Annotated in this window: 17 protein-coding genes; 9 read left to right on the top strand and 8 right to left on the bottom strand. The window is 46.2% G+C overall.

Translation table 11 applies throughout. The features are described from left to right. Positions 1-266 precede the first annotated feature (266 nt). The 9 genes from AC6I3O_RS25500 (at position 267) to AC6I3O_RS25460 (ending at position 8900) form a co-directional block, all read left to right on the top strand. Positions 267-1238, top strand: coding sequence for a tyrosine-type recombinase/integrase (locus AC6I3O_RS25500; protein WP_289695973.1), 972 nt, complete (start codon positions 267-269; stop codon positions 1236-1238). Then, positions 1235-2224 (top strand): tyrosine-type recombinase/integrase, encoded by a 990-nt coding sequence (locus tag AC6I3O_RS25495; protein WP_016220306.1) that lies wholly within the window; start codon positions 1235-1237, stop codon positions 2222-2224. The genes AC6I3O_RS25500 and AC6I3O_RS25495 overlap by 4 nt, the downstream gene beginning before the upstream one ends. After that, positions 2211-3239 carry a tyrosine-type recombinase/integrase gene (locus AC6I3O_RS25490; RefSeq protein WP_016220305.1) on the top strand — a complete coding sequence of 343 codons (1029 nt, stop codon included), beginning with the start codon at positions 2211-2213 and terminating at the stop codon, positions 3237-3239. The genes AC6I3O_RS25495 and AC6I3O_RS25490 overlap by 14 nt, the downstream gene beginning before the upstream one ends. A 445-nt stretch (positions 3240-3684) precedes the next feature. Then, complete coding sequence (locus AC6I3O_RS25485) at positions 3685-4224, top strand: hypothetical protein (protein ID WP_103242563.1); 540 nt, start codon at positions 3685-3687, stop codon at positions 4222-4224. 18 nt (positions 4225-4242) lie between these two features. After that, positions 4243-4701 carry a hypothetical protein gene (locus AC6I3O_RS25480; RefSeq protein ID WP_103242564.1) on the top strand — a complete coding sequence of 153 codons (459 nt, stop codon included), beginning with the start codon at positions 4243-4245 and terminating at the stop codon, positions 4699-4701. Positions 4702-4777: 76 nt separating this feature from the next. Continuing rightward, positions 4778-6367, top strand: coding sequence for a MobQ family relaxase (gene mobQ, locus AC6I3O_RS25475; protein WP_497853264.1), 1590 nt, complete (start codon positions 4778-4780; stop codon positions 6365-6367). Between the two features lie 125 nt (positions 6368-6492). Beyond that, positions 6493-7140, top strand: a complete 648-nt coding sequence (locus AC6I3O_RS25470) for a CHC2 zinc finger domain-containing protein (RefSeq protein WP_497853263.1) — start codon at positions 6493-6495, stop codon at positions 7138-7140. Then, on the top strand, positions 7106-8449 hold the full coding sequence (locus AC6I3O_RS25465) for a virulence-associated E family protein (RefSeq protein ID WP_497853262.1): 1344 nt from the start codon (positions 7106-7108) through the stop codon (positions 8447-8449). The genes AC6I3O_RS25470 and AC6I3O_RS25465 overlap by 35 nt, the downstream gene beginning before the upstream one ends. Positions 8450-8702: 253 nt before the next feature. Then, positions 8703-8900, top strand: coding sequence for a hypothetical protein (locus AC6I3O_RS25460; RefSeq protein ID WP_103242568.1), 198 nt, complete (start codon positions 8703-8705; stop codon positions 8898-8900). A 123-nt stretch (positions 8901-9023) separates the two neighbouring features. Here AC6I3O_RS25460 and AC6I3O_RS25455 read toward each other — a convergent pair whose 3' ends face one another. The 8 genes from AC6I3O_RS25455 to AC6I3O_RS25420 all read right to left on the bottom strand — a co-directional run bounded on the left by AC6I3O_RS25455 (position 9024) and on the right by AC6I3O_RS25420 (position 16495). After that, positions 9024-10652 (bottom strand): recombinase family protein, encoded by a 1629-nt coding sequence (locus AC6I3O_RS25455; protein WP_016221098.1) that lies wholly within the window; start codon positions 10650-10652, stop codon positions 9024-9026. A 102-nt stretch (positions 10653-10754) separates the two neighbouring features. Beyond that, positions 10755-10955, bottom strand: a complete 201-nt coding sequence (locus AC6I3O_RS25450; protein WP_016221097.1) for a hypothetical protein — start codon at positions 10953-10955, stop codon at positions 10755-10757. Positions 10956-10981: 26 nt separating this feature from the next. Then, positions 10982-11515 (bottom strand): type II toxin-antitoxin system PemK/MazF family toxin, encoded by a 534-nt coding sequence (locus tag AC6I3O_RS25445; RefSeq protein WP_016221096.1) that lies wholly within the window; start codon positions 11513-11515, stop codon positions 10982-10984. 587 nt (positions 11516-12102) lie between these two features. Beyond that, entirely contained in the window at positions 12103-12528 is a 426-nt protein-coding gene (locus AC6I3O_RS25440; protein WP_497853261.1) for an RNA polymerase sigma factor, read from the bottom strand. Positions 12529-13002: 474 nt separating this feature from the next. Next, positions 13003-13173, bottom strand: a complete 171-nt coding sequence (locus tag AC6I3O_RS25435; RefSeq protein WP_016221094.1) for a cysteine-rich KTR domain-containing protein — start codon at positions 13171-13173, stop codon at positions 13003-13005. After that, positions 13170-13799: an ABC transporter ATP-binding protein gene (locus AC6I3O_RS25430; protein WP_016297405.1), complete on the bottom strand. Its 630-nt coding sequence runs from the start codon at positions 13797-13799 to the stop codon at positions 13170-13172. Before AC6I3O_RS25430 ends, AC6I3O_RS25435 begins: the two co-directional genes overlap by 4 nt. A 12-nt stretch (positions 13800-13811) precedes the next feature. Further along, positions 13812-15245, bottom strand: coding sequence for an ABC transporter permease (locus tag AC6I3O_RS25425; protein ID WP_016297404.1), 1434 nt, complete (start codon positions 15243-15245; stop codon positions 13812-13814). 128 nt (positions 15246-15373) lie between these two features. Further along, positions 15374-16495, bottom strand: a complete 1122-nt coding sequence (locus tag AC6I3O_RS25420; RefSeq protein ID WP_016221091.1) for a HAMP domain-containing sensor histidine kinase — start codon at positions 16493-16495, stop codon at positions 15374-15376. Between the last annotated feature and the right edge of the window lies 1 nt (position 16496).

The following is a 16496-nucleotide window of genomic DNA, read 5'->3' as shown; positions in this document are numbered from 1 at the left end:
GCCGGGCGCGTTCTGATTTATGCCGCCTATGGCGTAATTGGTACGGCTGATTTCCAACTGCCATAAACTCCACTTGCAATTTTGGCTTCCAAAGCGACAAGCTGGAAAATCCCCCTCTGAAAGAGGGCGCATTATCCGAGATTTTTAATTATCCGAGGAAATTCTTAAAAACCTTTTGTATGCGGGGGTTCATGCAAAAAATCTCGGATAAAATTTATCCACATGGGCATAGTACAGTTAAAGCTATCAAACAGGAGGTTTTAACTATGGGTTACCATACAAGGGAAACCAACACAGTGCCATGCGGATACCACGAATTGAATCCGGAAATGGAGGCTCTTTTAGCGGAGTACCTTGAAGACGGGAAACGCAAGGGGCTTCAGGAAAGCAGCATCCATCTTCACGATAAGATTGGGCACTACTTTTTATCCGCCCTGGCTGATACAGGCTGCGCAGCGCCGCAGGCAATGAACGCCCAAAATGTAGGAGCCGCGTGTTTAATGGTCAGCAGCAAATGGTACCTTTCACACATCCGGACATTCCTCAGATATGCATATCAGGCCAGACATACCGACAGGGATTACAGCGGCATCGTTCCTCTTTTCAAGAGGCCGCAGCCGTACCCTTCTGTTTATACAATAGAAGAAATCCTGAAAATTGAAAACAGCGTAGACCGGGACTCCCCACATGGAAAGCGTGATTACGCAGTGCTGCTTCTTGCGACACGGCTGGGGATCAGGAGCGGGGACATCTCATCCATGACATTCCGGGAACTGGATTTTGGCAGGAACCTGATTCTGCTTACACAGCACAAAACCGGCGTTGACATTGAACTTCCCATGGTCCCGGATGTAAAGGCCGCCCTGAAACAGTATTTAGAGGAAGAACGGGCCTGCTATGACAGCCCGTATGTATTTCTCCGCATCGTTCCCCCTTACAGCCATATCTCTGTGCAGGCAATCACCAAGATCGTCAGGACTGCCATTATGGCAGCTGGAATTGATCCGGCGGGACGCAAACAGGGCGCACATGCTTTCCGGTCGTCCCTGGCAAGTTCCATGGTCAATGACAACATCCCTTATGAGGCGGTAAGGAAAGCCCTTGGGCATACAGACCAGAACGCCATCCAATCCTATGCCAGTCTGGATGTGGAGCAGCTGCGGAACTACGCCCTCCCGGTCATGGAGGCGACAGGTACATTTGCCGCTTTTCTGGAGGGGAGGTGGAGCCTGTCATGACACAGTTCCAGTCGGTTTTCAAACATGAGCTTGCAGAATATCTGGAAATCAGCCAGGGGACTGTCAGCGATGATACTTTGCGGAGTACACGCAGAACCCTTTTTTCGTTCGATTCACTGCTGGTGGCAGAAAACGCCGACAGGGTTACGGAAACAGCCATCAATCACTGGATCAGGGAACTCCAGCAGATAAACGCGCCCAAAACGGTCAGCGATAAGGTAAGCTATCTCCGCAAATTTTTGCGGTACCTTCAATACAAGGGGTACAGTGTTTTCATGCCCGCCTGCCCCAAAACATCAGACAGCTATGTCCCATATATTTTTTCGGACAGGGAAATCCAAACGCTTCTGTCCTGCGCCGACAGCTGGGCCAACAGGCATACAGACCCGAAAACCCGCCGGACGGACATGGAGTTCTGTATGCTGCTCCGGATGCTCCTTGGGTGCGGGTTCCGCCTGGGAGAACCGCTTGCCGCCAGGGTAAAAGATATAAATTTCCGCAATGGGACCATCCTGATCCGCCATGCCAAGAACAACAAACAGCGTGTTGTTCCAATGGACAGGACATTGACAGAGATGCTGGAAAGATACTGCATTGCTATGGGGATCAAAACAGAACCGGAAAGCTGTCTGTTCCCGGCAGCCAGGGGCCAAGAGTTTTCCGTCAGTAAAGGAACCTTTGATTTTCGGTTTAGGAACCTCTTGCGGGAAACCGGCCTGTATGTACAGGAAAAATCCCATTCCAGAGGGCAGTGCCTTCATTGCTTCCGTCACTATTTTGCCATCCATTCATTTGCGCAGGCAGAGAAAAACGGACGCCCGACAGATGACTCTGTTCCTTTCCTGTCAGTCTATCTTGGGCACCATGACATGGACGAAACGGAGAAATATCTGAAATTCAGTGGTGATATGTTCCCTGAATATACGGAGCTGTTTGAAGATTATGCCGCTGGCGTATTCACGGAGGTGGCGTATGAGGAAAAATAAACTTCCTGAATTCATGCTCCTCCTGGAACAGTTTTTTACGGAATATATGCCGCTCTCGTCAGGGCTTTCCCCTAATACCACGAGATCCTATAAACATGCCTTCCGCCTTTTGTTCCAGTATGTTTATCAGGAAAAGAAGAAAAATGCTGGCGAAATCCTCTTCCGGGATTTGAATTTCGAGACTATTGACGGCTTCCTGAAATGGATCGAAGCAGAACGGGGATGCTCAGTATCCACAAGGAATCTCAGGCTTTCAGCATTGGCCTCTTTTGCCGGTTACGCACAGAACAGGAATTTTGAAGCAGCGACTGTGTTTGCAAATGCGGTGAAAAGAGTGCCTGTAAAAAAAGAGGCCGTCCAGCCGAGGATCACCTTTACGCTTGATGAAGTTTCAATCCTGCTCCGGCTTCCTGATCCCGGGAAACGGATGGGCTTCCGTGACCAGGTCCTTTTGAACCTGATGTATGCCAGCGGAGCCAGGGCACAGGAAATCTGCGATCTCAAAGTCAGGGACTTCCTGGCCGAGAAAAACCTCTATAAGCTTACAATTACTGGAAAGGGAAACAAAACCCGGAGGATCGTGATTGCAAGGCCTAGCGGAACTCTCCTGGAACGATATCTGGAGGAAACGGGAAAGGCCGGTCGGTTGGAGGCCTACATCTTTTCCAGCCAGACCCATCCGCAGATGAGCATTTCCTGTATTGAGGAGATTTATAAAAAATATATCATGCTCGCAAGAACCGGGCATCCGGAAATGTTCCTTGAAAAACGCTACACCCCGCACACCATGAGGCATACGACCGCCACACATATGTTGGAAGCCGGGGTACCAATTATGGCAATCAAAAATTTTCTCGGACATTCCTCGATCTCCACAACAGAACGGTATGCTGAACTTTCACAGGGAACCGTAAACAGGCATATCCGGGATTGGAACGAAAAGTGGTTTTCCCATCAAAAAGAAAATCCTGTTACACAAAAGAAAGAGCATCAGCTCCCTGACTTCCTGAAATAGTTCTTACATTATCCGAGGCAACTTCTCTGAAAGCCTTTTATGCTGGAGGTTTTGAGAGTTTCCTCGGATAATTGATTATCTCGGATAATGCGCCCTATCCAAGAACTCGGATAGGGCGCAATTATACACCACCCAGAGGTTGGTGAATTGCGTTCTCCGAAGGCTCCTTGCCGGAGGGCTGTGATTTTCCGCAGTCATGGTCTGCTCCAAATCAAACAGGGGACGCTACGCTTCCCCTGCACTGGCTGCCGCCAGCTACCCTTTTGCCTTTGAATAATCGAATAAATTTATTAGTTTTTTGTTGTGCTTATTCTATAATGATATTGACATAAATAAAAAATATAGTAGAATATGCACAAAAAGAGGAAAAGGGAGGGATACTGATGATTTTATAAAATAAGCCGTAATTGTAATCTATGTGTAATAATGATTAAGGAGGATACCCATGAAGAAGTTTTTAACATTTTTATTAACTTGTGTTCTTTTTATTACATCTTCAATGCCAGTTTTTGCAATGACAAATGATAAAGTTTCTACAGAAACGCAAGTTGAAATTCCAGTTTTACAGTTTGACAGTAAGGAAGATTTTGAACAATATTGTTATACTCTTTCAAAAGAGAAATCAACCAGAGGGGCAACCGTTATTTATGCTTCCGTGATTAGAGATGGCACAAGTGAGGATTGTGAGTTATACCTATTGTGGGAAGGTGACGAAATGTACAATGCTTTTAGATATAAAAAAATACAGGTTAAAAGTGCTAACCTATTATCAAGTAAAGTTTATAAAACATTTGGAGACGGCACCAATTACACTACCAAAAATACAACCGCTGCGTCTGTTGGGTCTGTAAAAATAGGTGATTTCAAATTAGATAGTGATATTGAAAAAGTTAAAGTAACTTCAAAAGGCTTACAGGGGTATAATATGAAATCTCTATCATGGTTATCAGGAGTAGAATTTTCGGGAACTGTTACCATTAATTAAGCAGGAAAAATATATATTATGAAGCAAAGATATGAATTTATAAGAAATTATAAATCTCAAATTATTCCGGGTTTTAAATCTTTTGAGGAAACATTGAAATGGTTGTCTGAAAAAGTTGATATTATAGAAATACCATTAAGTAGTTTTACAAATTTCTTTTTAGAAAGCCAAAAATTTAATGCTATAAATGCAATTACTAATAACAATTTGCATTTATCTTCAGAAGATTTTGAGTTTATAGCATACAAATTACTATCTACATCAAAAAATGAGGCTTATAATGAAAAATTAGAAGATGAAAAATTTGTTTATATTTTATTTGAGCTAAGAACAAGGTATGTTATAAGCAATAGTGCTAAACTTCAATTAGAAATAGTGATTCAGCAAGGTATTGGTCAATATGATTATGAAAATAATACAGAATATTTGTTGTATTATATTAGCTGTATTGATAGACTAAAAAACAAGGAATATTAAGCAATAAGCAGGAAATCTGAAAAAAGGTCTCCTGCTTTTTTTCTGCCCGGAATCCGGGAGAAAGGAGGGCGCACACTTGCCATGCCCGCACTGTAAAATCACAATCATTAAGCGGAGCAACAATGAATCCGCTGTTTCTGCCGCCGCCTACCAGAGCGGCGAGAAACTGTTCTCTGAATACGACCAAGAGCAGAAACACTATCCCTACAAGAACGAAGTCACCCACAAAGAAATCATGCTCCCGCCCCATGTGCCGCCGGAGTATGCAGACCGCAATACTTTATGGAACTCTGCCGAAGCACAGGAAAAGCAATGGAACTCCCAGCTTGCCCGGAGGTTCGTGCTTGCCATCCCAAGGGAAATCCCATCGGAACAGCACGCCGACCTTATCCGTGACTACTGCCGGGAGTATTTTGTTTCCAAAGGCATGATAGCCGATTTTGCCATCCATGACAAAGGGGACGGCAACCCCCACGCCCATATCCTGCTCACCATGCGGGCGATGGACGAAAAAGGGAAATGGCTCCCCAAATGCCGCAAGGTATACGACCTTGACGAAAACGGCGAAAGAATCCGGCTCCCGTCCGGCAGATGGAAAAGCCATAAGGAGAACACCGTGGACTGGAACGACCAGAAATACGCTGAAATCTGGCGGCAGGGATGGGCGGACACGGCTAACCGTTACTTAGAAGCCAATCACCGCCCGGAACGGCTTGACCTGCGCTCCTATGCCCGACAAGGGATTGATAAAATCCCCACCGTCCACATGGGGCCAGCCGCCTGCCAGATGGAGAAGAAAGGAATCCAGACCAGCATCGGCAACCTGAACCGGGACATCAAAGCCGCCAACTCCCTCATGCAGTCCATCCGCCAGATGGTGCGCCACTTAAAAGGCTGGATTGCCGATTTAAAAGAGAAAAAAGCCGCCCTGATGGAAGCATTGGAGCAGACGAAGGAACCGGCCATACCGGAGCTGCTCTCACAGTATTTAGAACTGCGGAGCGGACAGCGTGCCGGCTGGACTTCCAGAGGGAAGCTCAAAGGCACAGTTGCCGACTTCAACAAGGTACAGGCGGCAATGGATTTTCTGCAGGAAAAAGGAATCTCCACCGTGGAAAGCCTTGACACCCGGCTGGACGAAATCAGCCAGACCGCCGTTTCTGTCATGGAGAGCGTGAAAAAAAGCGAGAAGCGTATCAAAGCCATCGACACCATGCTGTCCTACATTGACAAATACGAAGCCAACAAGCCAGTCCATAAGGAGTACGCCGCCATCGGCTGGAAGAAGAAAAAAGAGCAGTTTGCGGAGAGCCACCGGGAGGAACTGGACGCTTACAATGCCGCCATCCGGTATTTGAAAGCCAACCTGAAAGGCAATTCCTACTCCCGCAAAGATTTGGAAGCGGAACGGGAACAGCTTACTTCTGCCCTGCCGGAACAGGGGGAAGAGCTGGAAGCGGTTCAGGCAGATGTAAAAGTGCTGCGGGATGTGCGCCGCTGGCTCAACCAAGTGTTGCCATCCGAGCAGTACCGACAGACCGCCGAGCCGGGGAAGAAACCGTCCGTACAGGGGAACCTGAAAGGGCGGCAGGAACGCATCCGGCAGGAGCAGGCAGAGAAACGCCAGCCGCCCCGGACACAGAAACAACAGAATATGGAACTTTAAACAGGCACTTGTTTTGTGATTTGAAATCGCTGGCAGGTGCCTTTTCTTTTTAAACAAAATGGATTTACAGACAACGTGAACGACATTGTGCCGCTCACGTTGGGATTATCAGGAGGAAACGCCTATTGAACGTATTTGAAGCCGTGAAGCAGTCCGTCACCACAAGGCAGGCTGCGGAGCGTTACGGAATCAAAGTAAACCGGAATGGGATGTGCGTCTGCCCGTTCCATAACGATAAGAACCCAAGCATGAAGGTTGACCGCCGCTTTTACTGTTTCGGCTGCGGAGCCACCGGGGACGTGATTGACTTTGTTTCCCGTCTTTATGGAATCGGCAGTAAGGAAGCCGCCCTCATGCTGGCGCAGGACTTCTCCATCCCCTATGAGGATAGAAAGAACACCGGAAAGCAACCCATCCGGCCACGCTTACGGAGGGAAAGCGAAGAACAGAAATTTAAGCGCATGGAGCGGCACTGCTTCCGGGTACTGTCCGACTATTACCATCTCCTGCGCCGCTGGAAGGAAGAATACGCCCCTAAACAGCCAGATAAAGCATGGAATCCCCGGTTTATAGAAACCCTGCAAAACATGAGCCGTCTGGAATATCTGATGGACGTACTTTTATCGGGGGAACTTCCAGAGCGGGCAGCCCTTATCACAGGACACGGAAAGGAAGTGAGGAACCTTGAAAGACGAATGGCAGAACTTACCGCCCCAGATACGGCAGGAAGTAAAGAACATGGCAGAAAACACCGAGCCGCCCCGGAGCGTTGAGGACGTCAAAGCCTTGCTGGAAACCACCGAAAAAGGCGGCTTCCGAAACAGTATCCGCAACTGCCTGACCGTGTTTCAGTGCGACCCGCTCCTTTCCGGGGCGGTTGCCTATAACCTGCTGACCGACCGCACCGATATTTTAAAGCCCATCGGCTACCAAAGAACCCCAAACAGCCCCATGACCGACACGGACATGAAATATATCCGGCTGTATCTGGAAGAAACTTACGGTCTGACCAGTGAAAAGAAGATACAGGACGCTGCCGACCTTGCCGCCAACGAGAACAGCTACCACCCTGTCCGGGAGTATTTAAACAGCCTGACATGGGACGGAACCGAACGGATACGCTCCTGCCTGCGGCACTTTCTGGGAGCCGGTGAGGACGATTACACTTACCAATCCCTGCGCCTGTTCCTGTTGGGAGCCATCCACCGGGCATTTGCCCCCGGCTGTAAATTTGAAATCATGCTCTGTCTGGTAGGCGGTCAGGGAGCCGGGAAGTCCACCTTCTTCCGACTGCTGGCGGTCAAAGACGAGTGGTTTTCCGATGATTTACGAAAGCTGGACGATGACAACGTATACCGCAAGCTGCAAGGCCACTGGATAATCGAGATGTCGGAGATGATTGCCACCGCAAACGCCAAGAGCATAGAGGAAATCAAGTCATTTTTGAGCCGCCAGAAGGAAGTCTACAAGATACCCTACGAAACCCACCCGGCAGACCGCCCAAGGCAGTGCGTGTTTGGCGGTACGTCCAATGCCCTTGACTTCCTGCCCCTTGACCGCTCCGGCAACCGCCGCTTTATTCCCATACAGGTATGCCCGGAACAGGCGCAAATCCATATCTTAGAGGACGAAGCCGCTTCCAGAGCCTATTTAAACCAAGTGTGGGCGGAAGCGATGGAGATTTACAGAAGCGGCAGATGGAAGCTGACATTCAGCCCGGAAATGGTGCGCCATCTAAAAGAACACCAGCGGGACTTTATGCCGGAGGACACCAAAGCCGGGATGATTCAGGCTTTCCTTGACAGCTACCCCGGCGATACCGTCTGCTCCAAACAGCTTTACAAAGAAGCCTTAAACCACGCTTTTGACGAGCCGAAACAATGGGAGATACGGGAAATCAACGAGATAATGAACCAGTGCGTCACCGGCTGGAAGTATTTCTCCAATCCCCGGATGTTTGCCGGATACGGCAGACAAAAAGGATGGGAACGGGAGCAGCCGACAACGGACACCGGCAACGGGGCGGGAAAAACCCCGGAGGGATTTACGCCGGTGCCGGAACAGATGGAACTTCCATTCTGAAAAAATCCGGCAAAAGACAGCCCGTTGCACACTTCGTTGCTATCCCGTTGCCGGGCCGGTTGCCGGGGAAAATCCCGTAACTATCGGCTTTTCTCCCCTTTAACAACCAAAGCAACAGAAAAATAAAAGAAAAAGTATAAAATAACCCAACTGCCAGACAAGGATTCGTTCCAAGGTTTTTTGAAGCCCGTTGCCGGACTTCGTTGCCGACCTTCCCTGTCTGGCTGTTTTCATGTATGGAGGACAACTGCCTATGGCGAAAAATAAAACAGAGATTCATGTCACCACAGTATTTGACGGCGAGCTGGACGCTACGGACGTTTTCGTGAGCCTTATCGCACAGAAGCACAGCAGAAAAATAGATAAAGAATATCTTGCTAAAACACAAGAAATGAGATATAATAAAGACGAGGTTCAATGTGACCGTGTTCCGTCTGGATTGTGCGGGTAAACGGTTATGATGAACACTTTTGAATATGCAGGGATGGACACACTTCTTGCCGGGAGCTTCCGGGCGGCTATCTATTGCAGGCTGTCCAAGGATGATGAGTGTTCATTTTGGTATAAAGGGCGTTTACTCTAACGCCCCCACAAACTTATAATAAATCGTAACGATTTTCTCTTTTCCTTTGCGGTAACGCCCCATGTTGGGTGTTTCGTAGATTGTGATTTTCTCAATCAGCTCATGGAGCATGAAGCTGTCGAGTTCCTCAAAACTGGTGTACTTCTGGATTAGCTTTGAGAAACGCTCCACGTCAGACCTTGCGGCATTGGAAGCGTCAATGCGTTTTTCCAGTTCACGGATGGTTCGCTGCAATGTTTCTTTTTCTTCATCGTAGTTCCCGATAAGCATCGTGAAAATATGGTCTGGCAGCTTGCCAGAAAGATTGTCCTCATACGCCCGTCGGAGCTTTGCGTCAAGCCCTGCAAGCTGATTCCTTGAAGCAGTCAGCTCGGATTTCATCTGCGACATTTTCTTCTGGTCGTCAGAGCATTTCTTTTCTGTCAGTTCCCTTACCGCCCGTTCCGTATCCTCTGTAAACAGGACGGCGTTTCTTTTTATGTCCTCACGGACAAGGCGGGTAATCACATCGCAGTTGATGTAATGGCTTGAGCAGGCGAATTTCCCCTGCTGGTGGTGGCGACCGCATACATAGTAAATATATTTCCCATTATGTGTGCGGTGTTTCCGCATTGCCGTCCCGCAGGCTTCGCAGCGGAACAGTCCAGAAAAAACATCGGGGTCTACATGGTGTGGGCTGTCCTTGCGGGGTTGGATTTTGCGGGAGTGGAGTGCTTTTTGCGCCTGCTCAAACAATTCCTCGGAGATAATCGGTTCGTGCATACCCTTGACGACAATCCAATCCTCCCTGTCATTCTTCACCCGTTTTTTTGTGCGGTAGGACGGTGTGTACTGCCTGCCCTGCACCATGCTCCCAATAAACATCTCATTCTGCAGCATGGTTCGGATATACGTTTGACACCAGTAGCGTTTGCGGACAAAAGCCCCGTCTTTCTCTGGGTCGTGGTTTTTAAATCGGTTGTACTCTGCGGGGGAGAGTACGCCCTCATTGTTAAGGGTGGTCGCTATGCTCCTTGAACCCATGCCGCCCGCACACATCTCAAAGATGCGTTTTACGATGGGGGCTGTTTCCTCATTGACAAGCAGCTTGTGTTTGTCTTTCGGGTCACGGACATACCCGTAAGGGTCGAGCGCACCCAGATACTCGCCACGCATCGCTTTCATGTGCAGCGAGGATTTTATCTTTGTGGAGATGTCCTTTGCGTACATGTCGTTCAGGATGTGCTTGAAGGGCGTGATGTCCATGCTGCCCGTGTTATTGATGGTGTCAACATTGTCATTCACCGCAATGAAGCGCACGCCCTTTTCGGGGAAGTAAATCTCGGTGTACTGTCCGCACATGATATAGTTCCGCCCAAGCCTTGATAAGTCCTTTACGACAACCATGTTGATTTTGCCGTTTTCAATGTCGCCTATCATCCGCTTGAAATCTGGTCTTTCAAAATTCGTCCCAGAGTACCCGTCGTCGATATAAATATCCCCGACTTCCCATCCCTGCCTTTTCACATAGTCGCTGAGCATCGCTTTCTGGTTTCCGATGCTCATGGACTCATGCTCGGCAGAATCCTCGGACGACAGCCTGCAATAAATCCCTGCGGTATAATTCTGCTGTTCTCTCATAAAATAAATGCCTCCTTTTTGGGAAACAGCAGGAAAGTGTAACCTACGCTTACAGTATATAAGTCTGTAGCGGCACGGTCAAATGTGCGCCTGCTGTTCCCGTCATGCATACGGGTTTTCGTAGAGGATTTTTTTGACAGCCGCCTGGTGTATGACCTCGCTTGCCGTCCTTGCCCCGTTGAAGATGCTGACAACACGGATGTTGTCTTTTGCGTCAAAGGTTTCCCTCTGATGCGGGAAAGAGCCTGCACCGCTACAAGCCCCTTTGTGGGTAACGTGTCCCCTTTCTGGAATTGTTTCCATGCCATTCCTCCCATCTTTCCTGCGGGTCATTCCCGCCCGTCTGTTTTCGGGATGACTTCATAATCAAAGCCCATCCGCTGGTTGCAGTATGTGCAGACGTCTTTCTCGGTCTGCCCTTTGTCAAGCCTTCGCAGGATGTAAGCACCTGTGCTGTAAAAATTGTCCGCACAAGTTCTGCATAAGCAGAGCTGAAGCCTGTTTGGGACGGGGGAGATAAGACCGATGCTGACCGCCAGCGCATGGTTTACGCCACGGATATGTTTTTTGTCCAGCCGTCCGATATACCCCTCAAGCCGCTGCTTGCTGACCGTGCGGAGCTGCTCAAGAAGCACGATGGAAGGGAGCTGCAAGCCGCATTCAGCGTCGATAAAGTAGTGGGTGGGCAGCTTCGGCTTTGCATCAACCTTGCTTGAGATGGATGCGACAATGACGGTAGTGCTGTGGCGGTTGCCTGTGTTATTCTGGATGATAAGGACGGGGCGGTAGCCTTCCTGCTCCGAGCCTATCCCTTTCCCCAAGTCGGCGTAGTACATATCGCCCCTTTTATATGTTCTTTCCATGTTATGTGAACCTCCTGTGAAATTTAGGCGGTGAGAGCCGCCTATGTAGCAGCCAGACGCAGGGAATCGTTTAAGGTCGGGAGAGTGTGAAAAACCCATTTTCCATTGACCGCCCCGTAATCTGGCTTGATTATGAATAGAGAGCATTTTCTATTTGTCCCCGACACCCCGAAAATGCTGATGCGTATAACGCAAGGGAAGTCACCAAACGGTCAGCAGCGTACTGACGCCACGGGAGTTGCACCCCAACTGTCGGTCTGACAGAGCCGCCCCCATTGCCTGCGGCGGACTGGTTACCGCTCGGACTGTGGCTGGACGGGAGTATCATTGTCCTCTTTGTGGGTCTTGGCGGAATCGGGAGCTGCCCGATATTTTCAGTCGGTATTTTCCGCTTGCCGTCTTTCGGCGGGTCATGGCGTACCGCTGCATACGCTTATGCTTATTACAGCCACAAAGAGAATGTATTTGGTGAATGGTTATTCGGTTTTCAAAGAGCCGTCCCGTTTTCGCCATACATAGGAAAACTGGGTGAGAGTTTTTTGTCCTCTCACCCAGTAGCCGATGGGAAACCCCGAAATATTAGATGGTTATAAAATATTTTTTAATTTTTCTCTGAGATGCCAGACACGGAAGTTGACTGCGCTTACAGATAAGCCGCATTTCTCTGAAATCTCCATGCTGCTGTAACCATCCATTTTCCATAAGGCAATCTGGATGGTAAGCCTGTCCACCTTAATCAAGACTTGATAGAGCCGCTGGTTTTCAATACTGTCCAAAAATTCCTCAACCGTTTTTGCTTCGGGCTGTGCTGTGTCCTCTGCCACTTCTTCAAGATATGTACCTGCATCCTGCAATTTCTCATAGTACCGTCTGTCGGAATTGAATACCGCCCAATCATGGACACGGAGCTTTTCAATATCGTTCTCACTGACACCCAAGCTCCTAAGCTGCTTTTCCTCGGCTTCTTTCCATAGCCGCCATTTTCTTTCTTCTCTGGCTTTGTTGTACGCCATAATCCGTTACCTCCAATCTGAATTTTTTTTGGATAATCCAGATTGAAAGGCGGAGAACGGCATCTCACGCTAGAAACAGCCCTGCGGCGTATTCCGACAAAAAACGACAAAAGAAAAACCGCAAGGGCTGTCGTGCCTTTACGGTTTTTAGATATATTGGTTCTTATATGTAGAGATTTGACTTCTACTTCTTGGATAGAAAGCCCCCTTGCACTGACAAGGATTTTTTTAACAGGCTGTCCACCCATCCCCGATATGATATATGTAAATAGAATTTGCTATTTGCAGGCAATAAAAATCCCTCCAAGCTTAAAACAGGTTTGGAGAGTGCTTGTTAAGTCTTTCGGGCATAGCAATACCGCCCACCAAATCGCCGTTTTTTTTATTTGGTGGACGTATCTGCATTTAATTAAGTAAAATGCAGAGCCGATAAACTGTGGTTTCATTCATTCCACACATTCATCGGCTCTGCATCTATGTGTCTGGCTCTGTGATGATAAATACTTGCATATTTTTTGCGTTAATTATCGTTTCCCGTTTACATTTTGGACAATAAAGCGGATAGTTTTTCAAAACAGTATCTTCCCTAAATTTGTTATGCGTCTTTTTTTTGCAAATCGGACAATATATCCACTCGTATTTCATATTTGAAGCAACCTGCCTTTTTTTAACTGAAAAACGGTATCCGCTTGTTTTACAAGGTCGTTGGAGTGGGTAACAATAATTACGCATTTATTCATCTGATGGGCGCAATTTTTCAAAATCCCCGTAATTTCTGCGGCAGTATCTTTGTCTAAATTTCCCGTTGGTTCATCCGCTAAAATAACAGGGGCATTCGATACCAGTGTACGGGCGATTGCCACACGCTGCTGCTGTCCTCCCGACAGTTTCATTACATTTCGTTTTGCTTCATCCTCCGTCAATCCAAGCTGCTTTAATATTGGCAGGGCGTCCTGTTTTGCAGTCAATTTTACGTTTTCAATCGGCGTCATATAATCAATAAGATTGTAATTCTGGAATATGACAGAAACATGATTGCGCCTATGGTATTCAAGTCCCTGCTCCGATATATCCCTGTCATGAAACATAATTTTTCCTTCCTGTGGAATATCAAGACCGCCTATCAATGATAACAGGGTCGTTTTCCCAGAACCAGATGCGCCAAGTATCGCATACATTTTTCCTGTTTCAAATTGAGTTGTTATATGTTCTAAGACCTTTGAGCCTTTTTCATATTGATATGTTACGTTTTCACATATTAGCGTTGTCATCTTTTTCTCCTCCTAACTCATGCGGGATAAAATTTCACGCGGCTTCAAACGCATGACCGCAATAGACGATATCATAACAGATACAATGATAATTACAAATCCAACAAGATATAACTGTAATAAATTTTCTATGCTTACAGAAACTTCAATATCCGTTTCCAAATAATCTGTATTTTCTGCACCGCTCAATTCTATATTGTCTACACCTCCTAATGCTGTACTTTCAAACGATTCTATCGCAATGTCATCTTGCTGCACGTCATTCGGTTCTTCTATTTTATTCTGTATATCCTGCTGTAAAAGCACATCGGCGATACGGTTTGAAACCATATTACTTGTAAAAAAGGAAATCCCAAAAGCAACGATTGCAATCAGCAATACTTCTGTCAGATATTGCCCTATAATGTCTGTCTTTTTTATGCCAAGCGAGAGGAACACACCTGTTTCACGGACACGTGATTTTCCCCATAGAGTAAGAATAAGCGATAAGATTACAACGCTGACAAGGATAGCCGCAATCAGCAGACCTATCACCAGTTTATCCATACTTTCCAGAGAGGAAGCCGTATTTTCATAAGTTTCATTGTCCGTATCAATCGTAAATCCATCCTCTTTAAATCCAGGCGTCTTTTTCACTTTTTCGATAATTTCATCCATTTCTTCTGGGTCGTTTATGGTAATTGAAACTTCTGAAAATCCCTGAACTGCAGGGGTGTTCTCGATAAGAATTGCCGACGCTATATCTATAAACACCCGATTCTGTATTTTATTATAGCCCTCTATATTCTTGCCGATTTTTTCTGTTTCCATTGCTGTAAACAATCCAACGATTTCCAGTGTCATGCTGCGCCCATCCATAGACCTCGTTTTCAGCATATCGCCTATCCCTAAGCCATTTTTATCAGCCAAATCTTTACAAATAATTGCTTTCCCCGTATCTTTTTCTGTAATATGCCTGCCTTCCGTTAGTTTGACAACACCATTTGTAAACAAATTGTGTTCTTCGGAACGCCATAGACTTACCGTAGTCGTGCTATTCCCTAATTCTTCCTCCAAAGGAATTGTCCCCTTGAAAAAAGACAACTGTTCAAAATCCAGTAATGTTTCATCAAATGCATCGCAATATTTCACTCCTGCTATATCACGGATATTTTTCACCATATCAGAGGATAACTGCTCTGTGGAATACATGATATATCCAGTCCCTCCACTTTCATCCTCGTCCGATTCTTTATGCAGATAGGGGTTATTATCTGTGTAGTCCGTCCAGACATGAAAAGAACCGCCAAGGCTTTGACGCAGATTTTGCTGTGCTTGTTTTGTAGCTTTCCCGATAGACAATCCCGACAAGACAAAGGTTGCCATAATAAGCAATATACAAAAAAGCACTATGCTTTTCCCTTTTTTTCGAGTAACATATAACATTGCCCGTTTTAAAAAATTCATATTGATACCTCCGTTTTTTATTTTTTGAACACAATATTAAAATAACATTCCTATATGGAACGTATATGGAATATCTGTGAAAAATAAACGGAAGAAAAAAATCCTCCGAAACATCGGAGGGTTTTTCATCATAAATATATAGTAAAACACATTCTTTGCGGATTGTCTTTCGCTTGAAATGTATATGGAATAGAAAGTGCAGAAAAAATAGTGTCCACAATATACAAGCCTAAGCCATTTCCTCCTTGCTCTCTGCTTCTTGCATAATCAAGACGGTAAAATGGCTCAAACAACCGGGGGATTTCGGATTGACGAACAGGGACACATTCATTTTCAACAACAAGATTTCTGCCATCCATAGAAACAGAAATCAGCTTCCCGCTTTCTGTATATGCAACTGCATTTGCAAGAATATTAGAAACTGCCTTTTCAAATAAGGAAATGGGTATACTGACTGTAAAATGTTGTGGCAGGCAGACAGAAAAATTTATCTCGTTTGCAGCGGCAATCAGTTTATATGGCTCACAAAGGTTTGTGAGCAGTTCTGGCAAATTTATTTCGGTCGGTTTTTCTTCATTTGTAATATTCATTTTGGATGTTTCTAAAATTTCATGTATCATCTCGGAAAGCTGTTCTGTTATTTCTTTGCACTCTGGCAGATATACGTCATAGTCTTGATATTTTCCTACTCCAAGTATCATATTTTCAAGAGTGGCGTTTAAAGCAGTAACAGGCGTTTTTAATTCGTGGGAAGCCGCACGTAAAAAATCTATTTTCAATTTCTCGCTTTCCTGCACATACTTTTTTTCTAATTCAAGATTATGGATTGCCTTCAGCAAATTCCTATAAAGGCTATTGATATTCTCTGCCAAATCTTCAATTTCATCTCCCGAAGTTACAGAACATATCGCAGATTTATCCATTTTTGTCATGCGCTGCGCTGTTTCTGATAAATGACAAATATTTCGTGTTATGCTTCTGGAAAAAAGTGCAGCACAGACAATGGCAATCACGATACAACAGGAAACAGAAACAGGCAGGGCACGTTTTATCGTAAATGTTACAAACTGTGAGGCATCTACGTCCGTACTGACGAAAAATCCGTCCAGTTCCATTCCTTTCTCGCCAACAAGCCCTAAAGATATTTGCGGGGCAAGAACATACATGATGCCATGTGCAGTTATTACAATAAATATCAAGACGCTCAATGTATATAAAAATGTTTTAGGAAATATTTTTATTCGTGCCATA

This window comes from Sporofaciens sp. St.21A7, assembly GCF_059728535.1.
Note: the sequence above shows the minus strand (reverse complement) of the source record. Positions and strands in the feature narration are given on the sequence as shown.

Coding starts and splice junctions, on each gene's coding strand:
- AC6I3O_RS25480 (WP_103242564.1), top strand. CDS start 4,243: ATGAAGCAAAGATATGAATTTATAAGAAATTATAAATCTCAAATTATT.
- AC6I3O_RS25485 (WP_103242563.1), top strand. CDS start 3,685: ATGAAGAAGTTTTTAACATTTTTATTAACTTGTGTTCTTTTTATTACA.
- AC6I3O_RS25440 (WP_497853261.1), bottom strand. CDS start 12,528: ATGGCGTACAACAAAGCCAGAGAAGAAAGAAAATGGCGGCTATGGAAA.
- AC6I3O_RS25430 (WP_016297405.1), bottom strand. CDS start 13,799: ATGACAACGCTAATATGTGAAAACGTAACATATCAATATGAAAAAGGC.
- AC6I3O_RS25425 (WP_016297404.1), bottom strand. CDS start 15,245: ATGAATTTTTTAAAACGGGCAATGTTATATGTTACTCGAAAAAAAGGG.
- AC6I3O_RS25500 (WP_289695973.1), top strand. CDS start 267: ATGGGTTACCATACAAGGGAAACCAACACAGTGCCATGCGGATACCAC.
- AC6I3O_RS25445 (WP_016221096.1), bottom strand. CDS start 11,515: ATGGAAAGAACATATAAAAGGGGCGATATGTACTACGCCGACTTGGGG.
- AC6I3O_RS25435 (WP_016221094.1), bottom strand. CDS start 13,173: ATGAAATACGAGTGGATATATTGTCCGATTTGCAAAAAAAAGACGCAT.
- AC6I3O_RS25490 (WP_016220305.1), top strand. CDS start 2,211: ATGAGGAAAAATAAACTTCCTGAATTCATGCTCCTCCTGGAACAGTTT.
- AC6I3O_RS25450 (WP_016221097.1), bottom strand. CDS start 10,955: ATGGAAACAATTCCAGAAAGGGGACACGTTACCCACAAAGGGGCTTGT.
- AC6I3O_RS25495 (WP_016220306.1), top strand. CDS start 1,235: ATGACACAGTTCCAGTCGGTTTTCAAACATGAGCTTGCAGAATATCTG.
- AC6I3O_RS25420 (WP_016221091.1), bottom strand. CDS start 16,495: ATGGCACGAATAAAAATATTTCCTAAAACATTTTTATATACATTGAGC.
- AC6I3O_RS25465 (WP_497853262.1), top strand. CDS start 7,106: ATGGCAGAAAACACCGAGCCGCCCCGGAGCGTTGAGGACGTCAAAGCC.
- AC6I3O_RS25460 (WP_103242568.1), top strand. CDS start 8,703: ATGGCGAAAAATAAAACAGAGATTCATGTCACCACAGTATTTGACGGC.
- AC6I3O_RS25455 (WP_016221098.1), bottom strand. CDS start 10,652: ATGAGAGAACAGCAGAATTATACCGCAGGGATTTATTGCAGGCTGTCG.